At 65.3% G+C, this 17195-nt stretch carries 18 protein-coding genes; 11 read left to right on the top strand and 7 right to left on the bottom strand.

Annotated features, from left to right (window positions below; all coding sequences use genetic code 11):
• Window positions 1–21: 21 nt before the first annotated feature.
• Genes AC1DYK_RS15980 through AC1DYK_RS15955 form a run of 6 tightly spaced genes read left to right on the top strand, consistent with a single transcriptional unit; the run spans window position 22 to window position 5749 of the window.
• The gene (locus AC1DYK_RS15980) at window positions 22–957 is read left to right on the top strand and encodes an ABC transporter permease (RefSeq protein WP_478167209.1); all 936 of its coding nucleotides are present in this window, start codon (window positions 22–24) and stop codon (window positions 955–957) included.
• A 19-nt stretch (window positions 958–976) separates the two neighbouring features.
• Entirely contained in the window at window positions 977–1885 is a 909-nt protein-coding gene (locus tag AC1DYK_RS15975; RefSeq protein ID WP_478167208.1) for an ABC transporter permease, read from the top strand.
• Between the two features lie 10 nt (window positions 1886–1895).
• Window positions 1896–2927, top strand: coding sequence for an ABC transporter ATP-binding protein (locus tag AC1DYK_RS15970; protein WP_478167207.1), 1032 nt, complete (start codon window positions 1896–1898; stop codon window positions 2925–2927).
• On the top strand, window positions 2924–3907 hold the full coding sequence (locus tag AC1DYK_RS15965; RefSeq protein ID WP_478167206.1) for an ABC transporter ATP-binding protein: 984 nt from the start codon (window positions 2924–2926) through the stop codon (window positions 3905–3907). Before AC1DYK_RS15970 ends, AC1DYK_RS15965 begins: the two co-directional genes overlap by 4 nt.
• A 13-nt stretch (window positions 3908–3920) precedes the next feature.
• On the top strand, window positions 3921–5387 hold the full coding sequence (locus AC1DYK_RS15960) for an N-acyl-D-amino-acid deacylase family protein (RefSeq protein WP_478167205.1): 1467 nt from the start codon (window positions 3921–3923) through the stop codon (window positions 5385–5387).
• Entirely contained in the window at window positions 5384–5749 is a 366-nt protein-coding gene (locus tag AC1DYK_RS15955; protein WP_478167204.1) for a RidA family protein, read from the top strand. The genes AC1DYK_RS15960 and AC1DYK_RS15955 overlap by 4 nt, the downstream gene beginning before the upstream one ends.
• Window positions 5750–5759: 10 nt before the next feature.
• Here the strand turns inward: AC1DYK_RS15955 and AC1DYK_RS15950 are convergent, their stop codons facing one another.
• On the bottom strand, window positions 5760–7220 hold the full coding sequence (locus AC1DYK_RS15950) for a metal-dependent hydrolase family protein (RefSeq protein WP_478167203.1): 1461 nt from the start codon (window positions 7218–7220) through the stop codon (window positions 5760–5762).
• A gap of 258 nt (window positions 7221–7478) precedes the next feature.
• On the opposite strand from AC1DYK_RS15950, the gene AC1DYK_RS15945 reads away from it, so the two are divergent.
• Window positions 7479–8354 carry a LysR family transcriptional regulator gene (locus AC1DYK_RS15945; protein WP_478167202.1) on the top strand — a complete coding sequence of 292 codons (876 nt, stop codon included), beginning with the start codon at window positions 7479–7481 and terminating at the stop codon, window positions 8352–8354.
• Here the strand turns inward: AC1DYK_RS15945 and AC1DYK_RS15940 are convergent.
• From AC1DYK_RS15940 to AC1DYK_RS15925, 4 genes are read right to left on the bottom strand one after another with little or no spacing between them, the layout of a single operon-like run.
• Window positions 8351–9322, bottom strand: coding sequence for a tripartite tricarboxylate transporter substrate binding protein (locus AC1DYK_RS15940; RefSeq protein ID WP_478167201.1), 972 nt, complete (start codon window positions 9320–9322; stop codon window positions 8351–8353). The genes AC1DYK_RS15945 and AC1DYK_RS15940 overlap by 4 nt on opposite strands.
• A 41-nt stretch (window positions 9323–9363) precedes the next feature.
• On the bottom strand, window positions 9364–10188 hold the full coding sequence (locus AC1DYK_RS15935) for an amidohydrolase family protein (protein WP_478167200.1): 825 nt from the start codon (window positions 10186–10188) through the stop codon (window positions 9364–9366).
• Window positions 10181–11050 (bottom strand): isocitrate lyase/PEP mutase family protein, encoded by an 870-nt coding sequence (locus tag AC1DYK_RS15930; protein WP_478167199.1) that lies wholly within the window; start codon window positions 11048–11050, stop codon window positions 10181–10183. The genes AC1DYK_RS15935 and AC1DYK_RS15930 overlap by 8 nt, the downstream gene beginning before the upstream one ends.
• On the bottom strand, window positions 11050–12024 hold the full coding sequence (locus AC1DYK_RS15925; RefSeq protein ID WP_478167198.1) for a Bug family tripartite tricarboxylate transporter substrate binding protein: 975 nt from the start codon (window positions 12022–12024) through the stop codon (window positions 11050–11052). Before AC1DYK_RS15925 ends, AC1DYK_RS15930 begins: the two co-directional genes overlap by 1 nt.
• Window positions 12025–12304: 280 nt before the next feature.
• Here AC1DYK_RS15925 and AC1DYK_RS15920 point away from each other — a divergent pair, with 280 nt between their 5' ends.
• Both AC1DYK_RS15920 and AC1DYK_RS15915 read left to right on the top strand, forming a co-directional pair.
• Entirely contained in the window at window positions 12305–13294 is a 990-nt protein-coding gene (locus tag AC1DYK_RS15920; protein WP_478167197.1) for a hypothetical protein, read from the top strand.
• A gap of 182 nt (window positions 13295–13476) precedes the next feature.
• Window positions 13477–13920: a cupin domain-containing protein gene (locus tag AC1DYK_RS15915; RefSeq protein WP_478167196.1), complete on the top strand. Its 444-nt coding sequence runs from the start codon at window positions 13477–13479 to the stop codon at window positions 13918–13920.
• Window positions 13921–14056: 136 nt separating this feature from the next.
• Here AC1DYK_RS15915 and AC1DYK_RS15910 read toward each other — a convergent pair whose 3' ends face one another.
• Window positions 14057–14851 carry an SDR family NAD(P)-dependent oxidoreductase gene (locus AC1DYK_RS15910; protein WP_478158469.1) on the bottom strand — a complete coding sequence of 265 codons (795 nt, stop codon included), beginning with the start codon at window positions 14849–14851 and terminating at the stop codon, window positions 14057–14059.
• Between the two features lie 203 nt (window positions 14852–15054).
• Between AC1DYK_RS15910 and AC1DYK_RS15905 the strand changes: the two genes are divergently transcribed.
• Window positions 15055–15498, top strand: coding sequence for an ester cyclase (locus AC1DYK_RS15905; RefSeq protein WP_478167195.1), 444 nt, complete (start codon window positions 15055–15057; stop codon window positions 15496–15498).
• A 21-nt stretch (window positions 15499–15519) separates the two neighbouring features.
• Here AC1DYK_RS15905 and AC1DYK_RS15900 read toward each other — a convergent pair whose 3' ends face one another.
• A complete protein-coding gene (locus tag AC1DYK_RS15900) occupies window positions 15520–16527 on the bottom strand; it encodes a LacI family DNA-binding transcriptional regulator (RefSeq protein WP_478167194.1) in 1008 nt (335 codons plus the stop codon).
• A 146-nt stretch (window positions 16528–16673) separates the two neighbouring features.
• Here AC1DYK_RS15900 and AC1DYK_RS15895 point away from each other — a divergent pair, with 146 nt between their 5' ends.
• Window positions 16674–17195, top strand: coding sequence for a 2,4'-dihydroxyacetophenone dioxygenase family protein (locus AC1DYK_RS15895; protein WP_478167193.1), 522 nt, complete (start codon window positions 16674–16676; stop codon window positions 17193–17195).

Raw genomic sequence — 17195 nt, 5'->3', positions numbered from 1 at the left:
CCGGCACCACGCTGCTTTATCATGGGCTACATTCTCAGGCGATTTCTCTCGACGCTGCCCGTCATGGCGGTGGTGGCCGTGGTGGTGTTCCTGCTGATTCACCTGTCGCCCGGCGACCCGGCCGCGCTGATCGCCGGCGACCTCGCCTCCGTCGAAGACATCGAGAAACTGCGCGCCGCGCTGGGCCTGAATCTGCCGCTGTGGCAGCAGTTCGCGATCTGGCTGGGCAAGCTCTTCACCGGCGACCTCGGCACCTCGATCTTCACGCAGGTGCCGGTGACGCAGCTGCTGGGTCAGCGGCTGGAGCCCACGGTATCGATCGCAGTGCTGACCATGGCGATCACGCTGGTGGTGGCCGTGCCGCTGGGCACGCTCGCGGCCTATCGCGCGGGCAGCTGGATCGACCGGCTGGTGATGCTGTTCGCGGTGCTCGCCTTCTCGGTGCCGGTGTTCCTGGTCGGCTACCTGCTGATCTACGCTTTCGCGATCCAGCTGCCGTGGTTTCCGGTCCAGGGCTATGTGCATTTCTCGGAAAGCCCCGGCGACTGGCTGCGCGGCCTGGTGCTTCCCTGCGTGAACCTGGCGCTGGTGTACATCGCGCTCGTGACGCGCATGACGCGCGCCACGGTGCTCGAGGTGCTGCATGAAGACTACATCCGCACCGCGCGCGCCAAGGGTCTCGGCGTGCTGCCGGTGCTGGGCCATGCGCTGCGCAACGCGGCCATTCCCATCGCCACCACGGTGGGCGTGGGCATCGCACTGCTGATCGGCGGCGTGGTGGTGACGGAGACGGTGTTCGCCATTCCGGGCGTGGGCCGACTCGTGATCGATTCGGTACAGCGCCATGACTATCCCGTGATCCAGAGCGTGCTGCTGCTGTCGGCCGGCGTGTACGTGCTGATCAACCTGCTGATCGATCTGAGCTACCGGCTCTTCGACCCGCGCATCCAGTATTGATTGAACCGGCCTTCATTCCATGTCCACTGCCCTGCCCTTCCGCCACGCCGACGCGCCAACCCCGGAGGCACCGGAGGCCGCCGAAGCACCCTTCGTGCTGCCGCGCTGGCGCTGGGTGCGCAAGCACCCTACGCTGATCATCGGCGCGCTGCTGCTGATCGCGGTGGCCGCCATCTCCATCGCCGCGCCGTGGATCACCACGCACGACCCGCAGGACATCGACCCGCTCGCGCGCATGCAGCCGCCCTCATCCGAGCACTGGTTCGGCACCGACGCGCTGGGCCGCGACGTGTTCAGCCGCGCGGTGTGGGGCGGACGGGTGTCGATGATCGTCGGCGCCTCGGTCGCGCTGCTGGCCACCTTCTTCGGCGTGCTGACCGGCCTGTTCGCGGGCTTCGTGCGCTGGGCCGACGGGCCGGTGATGCGCGTGATGGACGGGCTGATGGCCATTCCCGGCATCCTGCTCGCCATTGCACTCATGGCGGTGACGCGCGCCAGTCTCACGACGGTGATCGTCGCCATCACCGTGCCCGAGATTCCGCGCGTGGTGCGGCTGGTGCGCTCGCTCGCGCTCACCTTGCGCGAGCAGCTCTACGTCGAGGCCGCGCACGCGGTCGGCACGCGGCTGCCGCTGATCCTGCTGCGGCATGTGCTGCCCAACATGGTGGCGCCGCTGATCGTGCAGTCGACCTTCGTGGCCGCCGCCGCGGTGCTGACCGAGGCGGCGCTGTCCTTCCTCGGCGTCGGCGTGCCTGCGCAGACACCCAGCTGGGGCAACATGATGGCCGAGGGCCGCAACTTCGTGGCGGTGGCGTTCCACATCATCCTGTACCCGGGCCTGCTGCTGGCGGCCACGGTGCTGGCCATCAACCTGCTCGGCGACGGCCTGCGCGATGCGCTCGACCCGCGCCTGGCGCGGCAACTGTGAGCGAAGCGCCATGACGATCACGATGTCCCACACCGCGCTCGCCCCCGGCGAGCCGCTGCTCGAAGTCGACGACCTGCGCACCCACTTCCACACGCTGGCGGGCGTGGTGCGCTCGGTCGACGGCGTTTCCTACACCGTGCGCGCAGGCCGCACGCTCGGCGTGGTCGGCGAATCGGGCTGCGGCAAGAGCGTGACCGCGCTGTCGATCCTGCGGCTGGTGCCGACGCCGCCCGGGCGCCACATGGGCGCCGTGCGGCTGCGCGGCACCGACCTGATGCAGCTCAGCGAGCGCGAGATGCGGCAGATCCGCGGCAACCGCATCTCGATGATCTTCCAGGAGCCGATGACCTCGCTGAACCCGGTGCTCACCGTGGGCCGGCAGATCGCCGAGACGGTGCAACTGCACCAGAAGGCCAGCCGCTCCGATGCGATGAAGCGCGCGGTCGAGATGCTGCGCTTGGTGCAGATTCCCGAGCCCGAGCGGCGCGTGAACGAGTATCCGCACCAACTCTCGGGCGGCATGCGCCAGCGCGTCATGATCGCGCTGGCCCTGGCCTGCAACCCCGAGGTGCTGATCGCCGACGAGCCGACGACGGCGCTGGACGTGACGATCCAGGCGCAGATCCTCGATCTCATCAAGCGGCTTCAGAAGGAGCTGGGCATGGGCGTGGTGATGATCACGCACGACCTCGGCGTGGTGGCCGAGAGCTGCGACCGCGTGGTCGTGATGTATGCGGGGCGCAAGGTGGAAGAAGCCGACGTGATCGACCTGTTCGACCGGCCGCTGCATCCCTACACGCGCGCGCTGATGGCCTCGATGCCCGGATTGAACACCGCGAGCACGCGGCTCACCGAGATTCCGGGGCTGGTGCCGGCCGCGCACGAGCTGGGACGCGGCTGCGCCTTCGCGGCGCGCTGCGGCCATGCGCGCGAGCGCTGCCGCGTGGAGACGCCGCGGCTGGTGCGGCAGGGCGGCGACCATGTGGTGGCCTGCTTTGCCGTCGAAGAACAATGGGCCGATGCGGCCGGAGTGATGGCATGACGACCGCGGCCCCGCTGCTCGAGGTGCGCGATCTGCGCAAGCACTACATCTCTCCCAAGCGCTGGCTGCGGCCCGCGAAGCCGGCGATCCAGGCGGTCGACGGCGTGTCGTTTTCGGTCGCGCGCGGCGAGACGCTCTCGCTGGTCGGCGAATCCGGCTGCGGCAAGACGACCACGGCCAAGTCGGTGCTGCGGCTGGTCGAGCCCAGCGCAGGCTCGGTGCGGCTCGACGGCGAGGAGCTGCTGACGCTCCCGGCGAACGAGATGCGCCTGCGCCGTCGCCAGCTGCAGATCATCTTCCAGGACCCGTATGCCTCGCTCAACCCGCGCCTGACGGCCGGCGACATCGTGGCCGAGCCGCTGCGCAATTTCGGCATGGACGACGCGGCCGAGCGGCGCGAGCGCGTGCAGTGGCTGTTCTCGCGCGTCGGCCTGCGGCCCGAGGCGGCGAAGAAGTTTCCACACGAGTTCTCGGGCGGCCAGCGGCAGCGGCTGGGCATTGCGCGCGCGCTGGCGCTGAACCCGAAGCTGATCGTCTGCGACGAGCCGGTGTCGGCGCTGGACGTGTCGGTGCAGGCGCAGGTGGTGAACCTGCTGATGGATCTGCAGGCCGAGCTGGGCATCGCCTACCTGTTCGTCGCGCACGACCTCGCGGTGGTGCGCCACATCAGCCATCGCGTGGCGGTGATGTACCTCGGCCATATCGTGGAGATCGCGGACCGCGACACGCTGTTCTCGACGCCGCTGCACCCCTACACCGAGATCCTGCTGTCGGCCGTGCCCGTGCCGAACCCGCGCACGCCGGCGCGCCGCATTCTGCTGCAGGGCGATCCGCCGAGCCCCGCCAATCCGCCTTCGGGGTGCCGCTTTCACACGCGCTGCCCGATGGCGCAGGCCGTGTGCAAGGAGAAGACGCCCGAGCTGACCGAGCGGCCCTCGTCGTCCAACGGCGGCCACTGGGTGGCCTGCCACTTTCGTTGAAGAAGGAATCCACATGTCCGATGCTCCGACCCACTACGACCTCCTGATCCGCGGCGGCACCGTGATCGACGGCACCAAGGCGCCGCGTTTCGATGCCGACATCGGCATCCTGAACGGCCGCATCGCCGCCGTCGGCCCGCKCGCGGGCCACACGGCCGACCAGACCCTGGACGCCACGGGCCGCATCGTCGCGCCCGGCTTCATCGACTCGCACACGCACGACGACCAGGCCGTGCTGTCGCAGGCGCAGATGCCCTTCAAGGTGTCGCAGGGCGTGACCACGGTGGTGGCGGGCAACTGCGGCATCAGCGCGGCGCCGTTGCGCGCCGACATGGACTTGCCGATGCCGTTGAGCCTGCTCGACTCCCCGGCCGAAGGCCGCTTCACGACCTTCGCGGCGTACCTCGACGCGCTGCGCGCCACGCCCTCGTCGGTGAACGTGGCCGCCATGGTGGGCCACTCGACCTTGCGCGCCGTGGTCATGGCCGACCTCGACCGGCCCGCGAACGATACGGAGATCGCAGCCATGCAGGCGCTGGTCGAGGAAGCCATGCAGGCCGGCGCGATCGGCCTGTCGACCGGCACCTTCTACCCGCCCGCCGTGAAGGCCACGACCGAGGAGATCATCGAGGTCGGCCGCCCGCTCACGGCGCGCAAGGCACTCTACGTGACGCACATGCGCGACGAGAGCGACCGCGTGATGGAGTCGCTCGAAGAGACCTTCCACATCGGCCGCGCGCTCGACATCCCGGTGGTGGTGTCGCACCACAAGGTGCAGAACGTGCAGAACTTCGGCAAGACCAAAGTCACGCTGCCCTTCATCAAGGAAGCGATGCAGCACCAGTGCATCGGGCTCGACTGCTACCCGTACACGGCCGGCTCCACCATGATCCGCACGGACCGCGGGATGATGGAAGGCCGCGTGCTGATCGCCTCGAGCGTGCCGCACCCCGAGTGCGCGGGCCGCGACCTGAAGGACATCGCGGCCGAATGGGGCGTGTCGGGCGAGGATGCGGCACGGCAGCTTCAACCCGGCAGCGCGATCTATTTCATGATGGACGAGGACGACGTGCAGCGCGTCCTCGCGTTCGACGAGACCATGATCGGCTCGGACGGCATTCCGCACGGCGAGAAGCCGCATCCGCGGCTGTGGGGCACCTTCCCGCGTGTGCTGGGCCACTACAGCCGCGACATCGGCCTGTTCCCGCTGGAGACGGCGGTGTGGAAGATGACCGGGCTCACGGCCCGCAACTTCGGCCTGCACGAGCGCGGCACGCTGAAGCCGGGCCACCACGCCGATGTGGTGATCTTCAACCCCGCGACGGTGCGCGACACCGCGAACTACGAAACGCCGACGCGGCCGGCCGAAGGCATCGACGCGGTGATCGTGAATGGCGCCATCACCTGGCAGCACGGCGTGCACAGCGGGGCACGCAACGGGCAGGTGATCGTGCGCAAGGACCACAAGGAAACCGCATGAGCATCGAACGCTACCCGACTCCCCTGCCTGTTCCGTTCTCGAAGGCCGTGCGCGCAGGTGGCTTTCTGTTCCTCTCGGGCGTGCTCGCGATGGATGCGCAGGCCAACATCGTCGAGGGCGGCATCCAGGCCCAGACGAAGGCCGTGCTGGAACGCGTGGCCCTCACGCTCGGCGAATGCGGCGCGCGCATGAGCGACGTGGTGCGCGTCACCGTGTGGCTTGCGGACCTGGACGAGTTCGCCGCGTTCAACGAGGAATACGCGAAGCACTTCGCGGGTGCCCTGCCCACCCGCTCGACCGTGCAGGCCGAGCTCTACAAGGGAGCGCGCGTCGAGATCGAAGTGCAGGCCTGGGTGGGTTGAGGCGCGCCCGCTATGCCTTCAGCGTGTTCTTGTGGATCCTGCCGTCCTTCATGACGATCAGAAGGCTGCTGTCGGGATTCGCAAGCAGCGCGATGTTCTCGACGGGATTGCCGTCGACGAGCAGCAGATCCGCATACGCGCCCTCCTCGATGACACCCAGTTTTCCGGGATAGGGATTGCGCGGCCCTGAAAGACGCAACAGCTCGGCATTGGTGGATGTGGCCATGGTGAGGATCTCGCTGTTCGAGTACCACTTCGTCAGATGTGTCAGCATCGTGCCCTGGCGGGTCGCCAGCGCAGGGGAGAACAGCATGTCCGAGCCCCACGCGGTCTTGATCTTGTGCTTCCTGGCGAGCCTGTAGGCGTTGTCGGTTCCCGCGAACACCTGGAGCGCCGCCACCCGGTTCGGGCCGCCCAGAGGGCCCGTGTCTTCCTCCGACAGGAACGGCTGGATGCTCAGCCAGACGCCCTTGTCGGCCATCATCTTCGCGGTCGTCTCGTCCATCAGATGCGCGTGCTCGACGCAGCGGGCGCCTGCCGCGATGGCGCGTTGCACGGTCGTCGGCGCATAGGCATGGACCGTGGCATAGGTGTTCCAGTCTCTCGCCACCTCCATGCCTGCCCGCAACTCCGCCTCCGAGAGCGTCGTCAGATCCAGGGGACTGCGCGGCGAAGAGACGCCACCGCCGCCCACGAGCTTGATCTGCGATGCGCCCTGCGTCAGTTGCTCGCGCACTCGCAGCCGGATCTCGTCCGGGCTGTCGACGATGGCCGCGGCGCCGGTCTGCTCCGTGAAGCTCGGGGTGCCCGGGGTTCGGGGCACGTCGGACAAGGGGCGCAGGTCGCCGTGCCCGCCGCTGCCGGTGATCATTGCGCCGGAAGGGTAGATGCGCGGGCCCGGCGTCAGGCCCTGGTCGATCGCCTGCTTGAATGCGAACGCCGGACCCCCCAGGTCACGCACGGTCGTGAAACCCCTGAGCAGTGTGCGTTGGGCTTCCCCGCTGGCCGCGACATGGATGTAGCCGATGTTGCCTTGCAGCAGCACCTGGAGCGGCAAGGCCGCAAACATCGAATGCCAATGGGCATCGATCATTCCAGGCATGACCACCCGGCCGCCGCAGTTGATCGTCTGAGCGCCCGCCGGCGCGGCCGGCGCGCCGCTGCCCACCGATTTGATCCGGTCCCCCTCGACCACGAGGTGCAAGCCGTCGCGCAGCGTCGCGCCCTTGCCGTCGAAGAGCCGGAAATTGGTGAGCAGGATCGGCCTTGCCGGCGTCGCTGGCGCGGGCTGTGCGATGGCACCGAAAGGAAGCCCCAGCGCCGCGACCGAGGCGGCCATGCCGGCGACGAAGCCGCGCCTCGACAGGTCCGCGTTGATCAGTCGGGTCAGCCTTCCGACCTCGGGCCGATGACAAAGGCAGATGGCACGGCTCACTTGCGAGCCGTCCGCCATGGTTTCGCAGGCGTACATAAATGACCTCCAGACCTCGACAGTCTGCCGTCATCCGCGCCGAATGCAAAGGCGATCGAGGTTGCCGGCCTGGTGCGACCTGAAGCCGCAGGCTTGGCGCGTATGGCGCACAGCGCTCGGTTCTTAGGACAGCGGACACCGGCGAGCGCCTGGCTATGTTCATTGGCGGACGAGCGTCTTCAACCGTGGCGCTCGCTGCTCGATGCCGCCACAATCGCTGCACAGTCATGTTGAACAGCGACTCTTTGGAATCAGGTCATGGACACTCGCCAGATGCGTTGCATCGTCGCCGTCGCGGATGCCGGCAGCCTGACCCGGGCTGCCGAGCAGTTGGGCCAGGCACAGCCGGCACTGACGCAGACGCTCAATCGCATCGAGCAGGAGCTGGGCGTCAAGCTCTTCGAGCGGACGCGGCGCGGCGCCCTGTTGACGGACGCAGGGCATGCCGTCGTTGAAGACTTGCGTGCCAGCCTGGCCCATGGCGATGCGGCCGCTGACCGGGCTCGCGCGATCGCGCAGGGACGGGGCGGCAGGCTGATCGTCGGATTCGTGACGCACGCCGTCTACAAGGTGCTTCCGCGTGCGCTTGATCGTTTGCGTCGTGAGTACCCCCAGGTGGCGGTGGTACTGCGGGAGATGAGCAACGCCGAACAGGTGGTGGCGCTCGAGAACGGGACGATCGACGTCGCGCTGCTCCACCCCCCGGTCTCGCTGGCGGTCAAGTTGCACGAGCGTCAGCTTGGGCACGACAAGCTCATCGCGGTGCTGCCTGCGACCTATGCCCTCGCCGAGGACGGCACTGTCTCGCTGGCCGACGTTGCCGCACAGGGGTTGGTCTGGTTTCCGGAATCGCAGATGCCCGCCTTGCGCGCCGAATTGCTGGGTGTGTTCCGCCGCCGCGGCCACGACACCAGGGTGGTGCAAGACGCCAACCGAACGCTCACCGTGCTGGCTTGCGTCGCCGCCGGCCTGGGATGGTCCCTGCTGCCGGAGTCGGTACGGGCGCTTGGGCACGAGGGCGTGCGTTACGCCACCGTTCGCGACGGCGACGAGCTTCCGCGCTTCGATCTCAGTGCACTGTGGCGGGCGCGCTCTCGCCCCACCTTGGCAGACGTGTTCGCGGACATGCTCTAGTCGAGACGGATGTTGTTTTCCTTGGCAACGCGCGTCCACTTGGCCATTTCCGCTCTTCGGAAGGTGTCCAGCTCCGCAGGCGTCGATCCGATGGTTTCTGCCCCTAATGCCACCAGACGGGCATTGACGTCCGGCTCCTTGATGACGGCGGCGAGGGCCTTCGACACCTTGTCGACGATCGGCGCGGGCGTGCCGGCCGGCGCGAATACGGCATTCCACTCGTACATCTCGTAGCCCGGCAATCCGGACTCCGCAATCGTCGGCACATTCGGCAGCACGGCCGACCGGCTCTTGCCCGCCACGGCGACCGCGCGCAGCTTCTCGCTCTTGATGTACTGCAGCGAGGAGCCCAGACTGGCAAAGAACACCGGAACCTGCCCCGCCATCACGTCGGTGAGCGCGGGTCCGCCCCCCTTGTAGGCGACATGCGTCATGCGGGTCTTGGCCATCGAATCGAACAGTTCGGCGGCCAGGTGCGGCGACGAGCCGTTGCCCGACGACGCGTAGTTGACTTCGCCAGGCTTGGCCTTGGCGCGCGCAATCAGGTCGGACACCGTGTGCACCGGGTACGCGGGATTCACCAGGAGCACGTTGGGCACCTTGACCAGCAACGACACCGGCGCGAAAGCACCCAGGGTGTCGAATGGCATCCTGCTATGCAGTGCGGGGTTCTGCGCGTGATTCGACGCGTCAAGCATGAGCGTGTAGCCATCCGGAGCGCTCTTCGCTGCAAGATCCCCGCCGATCACGCCGCCTGCGCCACCGCGATTGTCAATGACGACGGGCTGACCGAGCCGCACGGCCAGCGGGGGCGCGACGATCCGCGCGACCGCATCCACGGTACCGCCCGGCGGGTAGGTCACGATCAATTTGATCGGCCTGGTGGGATAGTCCTGCGCCGCAGCCCAGCCGCCGGTGCAGAGCGTTGCGCAAACCATCAGCGCGCGGCCAAGAACTGAAAAAGTCATGTTGTCTCTCGATTGTGATTCTGGGGCTGACGGCTGGATCTTCAGCTGAAGCGAAAAAGCTCTGCGGGCGTGTCGACAAGGATGCGTCTGCGTGCCTCCGGATCAGGAATCCATTGGTCGAGCGCCCGCCGGGCCGATGCAAAACTGGCCCGATCCCGATGCTGCGTGTTGGGCCAGTCGCTTCCCCAGACCAGGCGTTCAGGTCCGAAATGCGCAAGCAGGTCAGCCGCTGCCGCGGTGGCCTGCGCTCCCTCCTCCTGATCCCAGCTTCGATAGGCGGCCGCAAGCTTGACCCACACGCGCCCCGTCGCAGCCTGGGCCAGCAGCCATTCGAATCCGCTGTCGCTCTCTTCAACATCGGAATTCGGTCGGCCGAAGTGGTCAACGACCACCTTGCAGCCTGCGAGCAGCAGCGGCTCGACGCACTGCCTGAGATCGACCGCCTCCCGATGCACTTCCACGTGCCAATCGAGCGCCTGGAGTCTTGCAAGGAAGCCGGACCAGAGATCGCCGCGCAGATCGGGGATGGGAAGCCCGACGAGGTTCAGCCGGACGCCACGGACACCCAGGACGTCCAGTTCGTGGAGTTGCTGCGCGCTCGTCGATGGATCGAGCATGACCACACCGCGCAAACGCGTTGGTTCTCGCCGCAACGCGTCGAGCAGGAACGAATTGTCGGTTCCGAGGAAGCTCGGCTGCACCAGAACGCCGCGCGACACACCGTGCCTGTCGAGGAGGGACAGGTAATCGGCAAGCATTGCGTCGTACGCCGGGGCATGGCGCCGGCGCGGCGCCAGCGGCAGGCCGCGCACGAACACATGCGCGTGACTGTCGACAGCGGTGCGCGTGGCGAACGATTCAAGCATAGCGTCGCTCGAGCGCATCGAACTCGTCCTTGCGCATCAGCGCCTGGCGTTCGGCAAAGGTGGCAACCAGTCCGCTCGATTCCTCGAGTTTCCCGACGCTGTGCAAGGTCTGGAGCGCCTGCGTCATCCCGCGCAAGGCGCCCTGCAGGGCGGCGTTGGCGTACAGCACCAGACCGAAACCCATGGCGGCGAACTCGGCCGCCGTGAGCGTGGGAGTCTTGCCGCCGATCACCACGTTGACGACTTGCGGGCAGGGAATCTCCGTCGGGATGCGCCGCAGGACCTCCAGTGATTCGGGCGCTTCGACGAAGGTGATGTCTGCGCCAGCCTCCGCATAGGCGACGGCCCGCGCGATGGCTTCATCGATGCCTTCCACGCCGGCAGCGTCCGTCCGTGCAATGACCAGAAAGTCGGGGTGCCGCCGCGCATCGACCGCGGCCTTGACCTTGCCCACCATCTCCTGCTGCGTGATGATGGATTTGCCCTCGAAGTGACCGCACTTCTTCGGCATCGCCTGGTCTTCGAGCTGGATCGCGTTGGCCCCGGCGCGCTCCAGCGTGCGCACGGCATGGCGTACGTTCAGGGCGTTGCCGAAGCCCGTATCGGCGTCCACGACGATGGGCAGTGCCACCGCGTCGCGGATCGCGGCGGTGTGCTGGGCAATGTCCGTCAGGCCGACAAAGCCGAGATCGGGCATGCCGTAGAAGGTGTTGGTCAGGCCGGCACCGCTCAAGTACACGGCTTCGAAGCCGAGATGCTCGATCACCCGGGCCGCCAGTGCGTTGGCTGCGCCGGGAACCATCAAGCCGCGGCGCGCATTGACAAGCTGTCGCAACCGGGTACCTGGATTGATCTCGCTCATCATTCGTCCCGCATGCCGGTCGCCTTGACGACAGCGCCAAGACGACTGCGCTCTTCGTCGACGAACTTGACGAAGGCGGCGCGTGTACCGCCGATGGGCTCGATACCGACTTTCTTGAGTCGATCGATGACTTCAGGCGTCTTCATTGCCTTGTCCACGGCATCACTCATCTTGTCGAGAATCGCGGCTGGCGTTCCGGCTGGCGCGTGGATACCGGCCCAGTGCGCGATGCGTATGTCGCCGAAGCCTTGCTCGGTGGCCGTCGAGAGTTGCGGATAGGCAGAGATGCGCGTCGTCCACGTGTCGGCCAGGGCCTTGAGCTTCCCGCTGGTGATGTAGGGCAGCGCTACGATGCTGGCTTCGGACGTCGCCTCGACCTGCTTGCCGATCACCGCGGTGATCGACTCCGAGCCGCTCTTGTAGGGAACGACATCCAGCTTTGCGCCGTACGTGGTCTGCAGGATTCCGGCCACGAAGTGAGGCGTGCTCCCGGTGCCCGCAGTTGCCCAATGGAAGCCCTGGCCCGTGCGCGAAGCAGCGATGAACTCCTTGAGATCCTTGTAGGGGGCATCCGCGGCCACGAGCACCACCGAGGGCGCCAGGCCGATCATGACGACCGGCGTCAGGTCGCCGTCCTTGTACGGCAGGCTCTTCTTGATCATGCTGTTCGAGATCACGCCCGCGGCGCTCACCAGGAATGTGTAGCCGTCGGGCGCCGACTTGGCAGCGATGTCGGCGCCGAGGCTGGTGGCGCCGCCGGGTTTGTTCTCGACGATGACGGGTTGCCCCAGCGCCTTGGATGCGCCTTCCGCGGCAACCCGTGCCATCAGATCATTGGCGCCTCCGGCCGAAAAAGGCACGATCAGCCGTATCGGCTTGACCGGCCAGGCGGGCGGGGTCTGTGCGAATGCGCAGTGGCTGGTGGCGGCGATGGCCAGTCCGCACCAGAAGCCAATGCGAAGCGTCGTTGTCATGGTGGAGGTCTCCGTCAGATTCGTTGCTCAGGGAAGAACCAGTATCGGCAGGAGCACCCATCTTCGGAACCACCACTTCTGTTCAATTTCGATAAGCCTTCCTTATGACGATGCGACGCGGGCATCGGTACATTGATGCGTGGCCGGGCATCCGCAGCGCCGACTTCCTCTACACTTGGTTTGTGCCCGTCGCTGGCGTCGAGCAAGACCGGCGAAGTACGGGAGATCGGGTCCGGGCACTGGCAGTCGTGTACGAAGCGAGCAGTCACCGAGGATCCCAATGAAGCAATCCGCCGCCGAGCGTCCCGACCCAACGACCCAGCGCAAGGCCGCCATCGCCCGTGGCGCCGCCATTGACCACACAGGCGAGGTCCTGGTCGAGCCGATCCCGGACTTCGACCTCGATCGCACCATCTTCAAGACCCTCGAGGGCAATGCCGCCCGCTTCGTGATGACCACCCGAGTGGGCAAGGAGGCCCACTGGGACGCCGCTGCCGCCCAGGCAGTGCAGGCCGAGTACGCGGCCGCCCGCGCGGCGCACCCGCTCCCCCAGGTGAGCCCGGAGCTGCTGCAGTTCCTGGTGAGCGAGTGCGACTTCGATGTGGAGCACGCCGACGGCTCGTTCCTCGACCACCTGTACTTCTGCTTCGAGTACAGCGTGCAGCACTACCCCCGGCAGTCCCCCCTGGTGATGCTGCTGCACTCGATCCTCGGAACTGGCACCAACACCTTTGCGATGCCGGCCGACAAGATCCCGGCGCTCCGCGAGCTGATGACGCACTCGGAGTGGACGCAGACCGAGGCCTTTCCCTCCGTGCTGCGGCTGCTCTTCGCCGGCCCACTGCGCCGGGAGCTCCGGAGGAACGTCCACCGCGCCGATGCGATCGCCTCGATCACATTTCACCGGGTGATCGACAACCAGCCGATCACGATGAGCGGCGAGGATCTCTGGATCGCGCTGAACTACCAGCTCATCCACCTGGTGGACTTCCTCCCGGTGGCGAACTGGTCGGCGCACCAGAACGACACCTCCTTCATCCTGTTCCGCGATCTTTACGACCTGCTCGAGGGGGCCGGCAAGCGAGAGGCGATCGTGGGCTACACGCCAGCCTCACGCCCTCGCAAGCTGGAGGGCGAGCCGCTGGGCGTAGGCGCCTGGCTCACCACGCTGATCCCGGTGAGTGTCAGCGAACGGGTGGCGGCCAAGTCGGTCGCCCGCTTCTCGGAGCGCATTGGGCACACCCTCGACTACCGGATCGCCTGGGCCTGATCCGACGGTAGATTCGTCCCGGCGGAGAGAGTTGCGGAGAGTGTCGATGCGGGCGTTCGGATCGCTTGGTCCAAATCGCCTATTCGGCGTACTGGACTGCCCCCGACCCGCGCCGCGCGCGATGGCTTGTGTCTGCTCGACGCGGCGCGCAGAATCGTGCTCCCAGTCTGGAGGAATGGATCATGACGATTCCGTACTTTGTCTTGACGCCCGATCAGCGCGAAGTTCCTCTGAACGTGCTTGGCACGCAAGTCACGGTGCTTGCGTCGAATGCGGCAACACAGAGCTATGGGATCACTTTTCAACAGGGGGACGAGGGAACCGGTCCGCCTCCGCACAGCCACGACTGGGACGAATCCTTCTACGTGCTCGACGGCGAGATCAGCTTTCTGTGCGACGGCCGCGCCCACACCTGTCAACCTGGAACGCTCGTGCATGTACCGCGCGGAACTGTGCACGGCTTTCAGTACGGCAAGGGTGGAGGACGGATGCTTGAGATCACCGGGCAGAACGCCTTGGCCGCCCAAATGTTCACCGCCGTCGACCACGAGATTCCGGTGGGCCCACCCGATATTCCAAAGCTGCTGGCCGTTCTCGATCGCCACGGGGTGACTGTCGCAGCCTGAACGACACACGAGGCTGCGTCCAGCGTCGTCCGGTCCAGTCTGTCGCGTTCGACCTCGTACGGCAGGTGTGCAGCGGTTGCAGTCCTTCGCCGTGCGACAGTCGAGTGCAGGTAACCGGTCGCTGGTGCACGTTTGACTAGAGGCTTGAGCCTCCGTCCACCACAAGCTGAATGCCGGTGATGTATGACGAGTCGTCGGATGCCAGGAACAGGGCTGCCTTTGCAATCTCCCACGGAGTACCCTGCCTGCCCATAGGGCAGCGCGAGTCGCGGAACTTGTGTCCTGCTGCCGCCTCATCCGCCGTCTTGTAGAGCGCATCCGCGTGCGGTGTCCGAATCATCCCAGGCACGATGCAGTTGCATCGGACTTGGTCGGGCGCGTACTGCCGGGCGATGACGCGCGTCATGTGATTCAGGCCAGCTTTCGAAGTGCTGTACGACAGGAACTGCATGGGGCTCCACTTGAGGCTGGCGGTTGACGATACGTTGATGATGGAGCCGGACCTCTGAGCGCGCATGATTGGCATGACGGCCCTTGCCGTGGCCATTGCACCCCGCAAGTTGATGTCCATTACCTTGTCCCAGTCGTCATCCTTTACGTCCACGAGCTCGCCCAGAATCTCGATGCCGACGTTGTTGTGCAGCACGTCGACCCGCTGATGCGTTGACACCACCTCGGCAACGACTGCGTCGACCTGCTTGGAGTCCGTGACGTCCATCGCCATTGCGATTGCATTTCCACCATCGTCTCGGATGAGCTGCGCCGCGAGCTCAGCTGCTTCCAACGAACGGTCAGTGCAGACAACCAGCGCGCCCTCGCGGGCGAAGGTCAAAGCGCATGCAGTGCCGTTGCCGACCTGGTCGACGCCTGTGAATTCCTTCTTGAATGTTCCGGCCCCAGTCACGAGGGCAACCTTGTCTTTCAGCTTCATGACATTCCTTTGCGCAAACGATTCCGCAATGCTAGCTCTCTTGCCCATCCGATGGCAACGGGTTAACCCCTACCGCCAGTATCCCTCGAACAATGGCCATAGCGAAAATGGCAAAGTAGGGCATCTAGGGTAAACCCCGCTTTCGAGATGCTATGTCAGGCGCAAAATTGCGCAAACGTTTCCACAAGGTTTAAAAGATACCCATGACGAAAGACGAACTTCGACAAGCACGCCTGAAAACGGTGCGTGACCACATGGCGCTCGAGTGCACCCAAGATTGGGACGGCGTCATCAACACGTTTGAGCATCCGCGCTACGAGATGTATGGCAACGGCGCTGTCTACGACGGCGAGGAGCAGGTTCGCGCCTACTTTCAGTCTTCGCGCCAAGCCTTTCCGGACCAAGCCAACGAGATAATTTCGATTGCCGCCGACGACGAGCGAGACACGGTTCTCGTGGAGTTCTTCCTCCTCGGCACCCACTTGGGCGAGTTCAAGGTTCGAGATAAAACCTATCCGCCGACTGGTCGGTCGTTCAAGGTGCGACTGGCGGCAACGTTCCTGTTCGGGCCCGGCTCCGCGAAGATTATTTGCGAGCGCCCTTACTCGTCGCCCGACCTGAAGCTCATCGCCCTCGGGTTGCTCTAGTTCTCGCGACAGGCAATTTCCTCAAGCCTCGGGCGCCGCACACGATTCCCGTTCGATGAGCCGCATATCCACCACCGCCGACTGAACCGCTGGAGCCTCGTTGTGCATCCTTGTCAGCAGCATCGTCGAAATCTCATCCGAGAGCGAGTGGATGTCCCATGCAAGCGCAGTTATCGATGGACTGTGCAGCTCGGAGAACTCCGTGTCTCCGATGGAGACGATGCTCACGCTGCCAGGGATGCTCAACCTGGCCGACCTCATGGCGGCGAGCACGCCGGCGAGGATTCGGGTACCGAGGCACAGAAATGCAGTGGGGCGGTCCTTGCGAGCCAGCATGCGAGCCGCTTGGTCGGCCGGAAAATTCATCGACGAATCGGCAAAGCAAATCATGCTTGGGTCATAGGCCAGTCCAGCTGCAGTCAAGCAATCCTGGTAAGCCTGCACCCGGTCCCGGATTGGCTGAATTTGGCTGCCAGGAGTCATCAGAGCGATGTGCTTGTGCCCGAGCCCAATCAGGTACTCGAGCGCTTCAGTGGTGCCGCGATAGTGGTCGACCTTGACTGCGCTCAGTTGCTGACCACCATCGCGGTCGAAGAGCACCGTCGAGATGTCTCGGACCTCATTGATGACGTGTGCAACCGAATCCGTTTGGCACGGGCCGAGGATGATGCCGTCGACCTTGCGGCTCTTGAAAAAACGAATCAACTGGACCTCGGTGGCAATGTCGTTGTTCGAGCTGGCCACGAACAGTGCATAGCCCTGTGCAGAAAGTCGCCGCTCGACCGACTTGACCAGGCGTCCATAGAAGGGATTGGAAATGTCGCTGACGATGATGCCGACCGCATGACTCTGCTTGGACCGCATAGTGCGAGCTATGGCGTTGGGCTGGTAGCCCAGCCTCGCCGCCACGTCGCCGACCTTCTTGATGGTGTCCTCGCTGACGCGACCAGTCTTATTGAGGGCTCGCGACGCTGTGCTGATAGATACGCCTGCCAATCGAGCGACGTCATGGATACCGACTGCTGACATCTCAACCTTTCTGCAACCCTAAAACTCTTCAAGAACAAGCGGCCCGCTCGACTCGTCGGGTTAGCCCCAATGAATCTAACACCCACTAGTATCTACCATGCGGAAACGTTTCTGCAATCGGTAGCGCTTAAGCAACTGGAGCATGAGTGACAACCCCCACATCCATCACGAAGCAGGAAGAGCTGCTCACGGTCAACATCCATGACATGACCTATGTACCGGGCGCTGCGCCGGGTTCGGAAATCATTCCGCTGTTCCTTGACCGCGAGAACGGCATCTGGGTTTTGTATGGGAGGTTCGCCCCTGGCACGAAGCTGCCCAAGCACTTCCACACGGGCACCGTCCACTTCTTCACAACGAAGGGTCGATGGAACTACGTTGAGCACCTCAAGGACCCGCAAACAACCGGCAGCTACCTCTACGAACCAGCAGGCTCCATCCACACCTTCTCGGTGCCCGAGGACGCAGAGGAGGCTGCCGAGGGCTTCATGGTGGTGTACGGCGCCAACATCAACTTCGACGGAGATGCTTTTGTCAACATTCGCGACGCAGGGGCCATCGAAGACGGGATTCTCGGCTACCTGAAGAGCAAGGGACTGCCGATTCCCGGCTACATCACGCCCAAGGGCGCTGGCTTCAAGAACCTTCAAACCCACGCCAACAAGTGA

The organism is Variovorax sp. P2_H12 (assembly GCF_056403395.1).
The sequence above is the reverse complement of the archived record's forward strand: the minus strand, read 5'-3'. Positions and strand labels throughout refer to the sequence as shown.

What these genes read in the sequence shown, in the direction of transcription:
- AC1DYK_RS15980 (WP_478167209.1), top strand. Translation starts at nt 22, where the DNA reads ATGGGCTACATTCTCAGGCGATTTCTCTCGACGCTGCCCGTCATGGCG.
- AC1DYK_RS15975 (WP_478167208.1), top strand. Translation starts at nt 977, where the DNA reads ATGTCCACTGCCCTGCCCTTCCGCCACGCCGACGCGCCAACCCCGGAG.
- AC1DYK_RS15970 (WP_478167207.1), top strand. Translation starts at nt 1,896, where the DNA reads ATGACGATCACGATGTCCCACACCGCGCTCGCCCCCGGCGAGCCGCTG.
- AC1DYK_RS15965 (WP_478167206.1), top strand. Translation starts at nt 2,924, where the DNA reads ATGACGACCGCGGCCCCGCTGCTCGAGGTGCGCGATCTGCGCAAGCAC.
- AC1DYK_RS15955 (WP_478167204.1), top strand. Translation starts at nt 5,384, where the DNA reads ATGAGCATCGAACGCTACCCGACTCCCCTGCCTGTTCCGTTCTCGAAG.
- AC1DYK_RS15950 (WP_478167203.1), bottom strand. Translation starts at nt 7,220, where the DNA reads ATGTACGCCTGCGAAACCATGGCGGACGGCTCGCAAGTGAGCCGTGCC.
- AC1DYK_RS15945 (WP_478167202.1), top strand. Translation starts at nt 7,479, where the DNA reads ATGGACACTCGCCAGATGCGTTGCATCGTCGCCGTCGCGGATGCCGGC.
- AC1DYK_RS15940 (WP_478167201.1), bottom strand. Translation starts at nt 9,322, where the DNA reads ATGACTTTTTCAGTTCTTGGCCGCGCGCTGATGGTTTGCGCAACGCTC.
- AC1DYK_RS15935 (WP_478167200.1), bottom strand. Translation starts at nt 10,188, where the DNA reads ATGCTTGAATCGTTCGCCACGCGCACCGCTGTCGACAGTCACGCGCAT.
- AC1DYK_RS15930 (WP_478167199.1), bottom strand. Translation starts at nt 11,050, where the DNA reads ATGAGCGAGATCAATCCAGGTACCCGGTTGCGACAGCTTGTCAATGCG.
- AC1DYK_RS15925 (WP_478167198.1), bottom strand. Translation starts at nt 12,024, where the DNA reads ATGACAACGACGCTTCGCATTGGCTTCTGGTGCGGACTGGCCATCGCC.
- AC1DYK_RS15920 (WP_478167197.1), top strand. Translation starts at nt 12,305, where the DNA reads ATGAAGCAATCCGCCGCCGAGCGTCCCGACCCAACGACCCAGCGCAAG.
- AC1DYK_RS15915 (WP_478167196.1), top strand. Translation starts at nt 13,477, where the DNA reads ATGACGATTCCGTACTTTGTCTTGACGCCCGATCAGCGCGAAGTTCCT.
- AC1DYK_RS15910 (WP_478158469.1), bottom strand. Translation starts at nt 14,851, where the DNA reads ATGAAGCTGAAAGACAAGGTTGCCCTCGTGACTGGGGCCGGAACATTC.
- AC1DYK_RS15905 (WP_478167195.1), top strand. Translation starts at nt 15,055, where the DNA reads ATGACGAAAGACGAACTTCGACAAGCACGCCTGAAAACGGTGCGTGAC.
- AC1DYK_RS15900 (WP_478167194.1), bottom strand. Translation starts at nt 16,527, where the DNA reads ATGTCAGCAGTCGGTATCCATGACGTCGCTCGATTGGCAGGCGTATCT.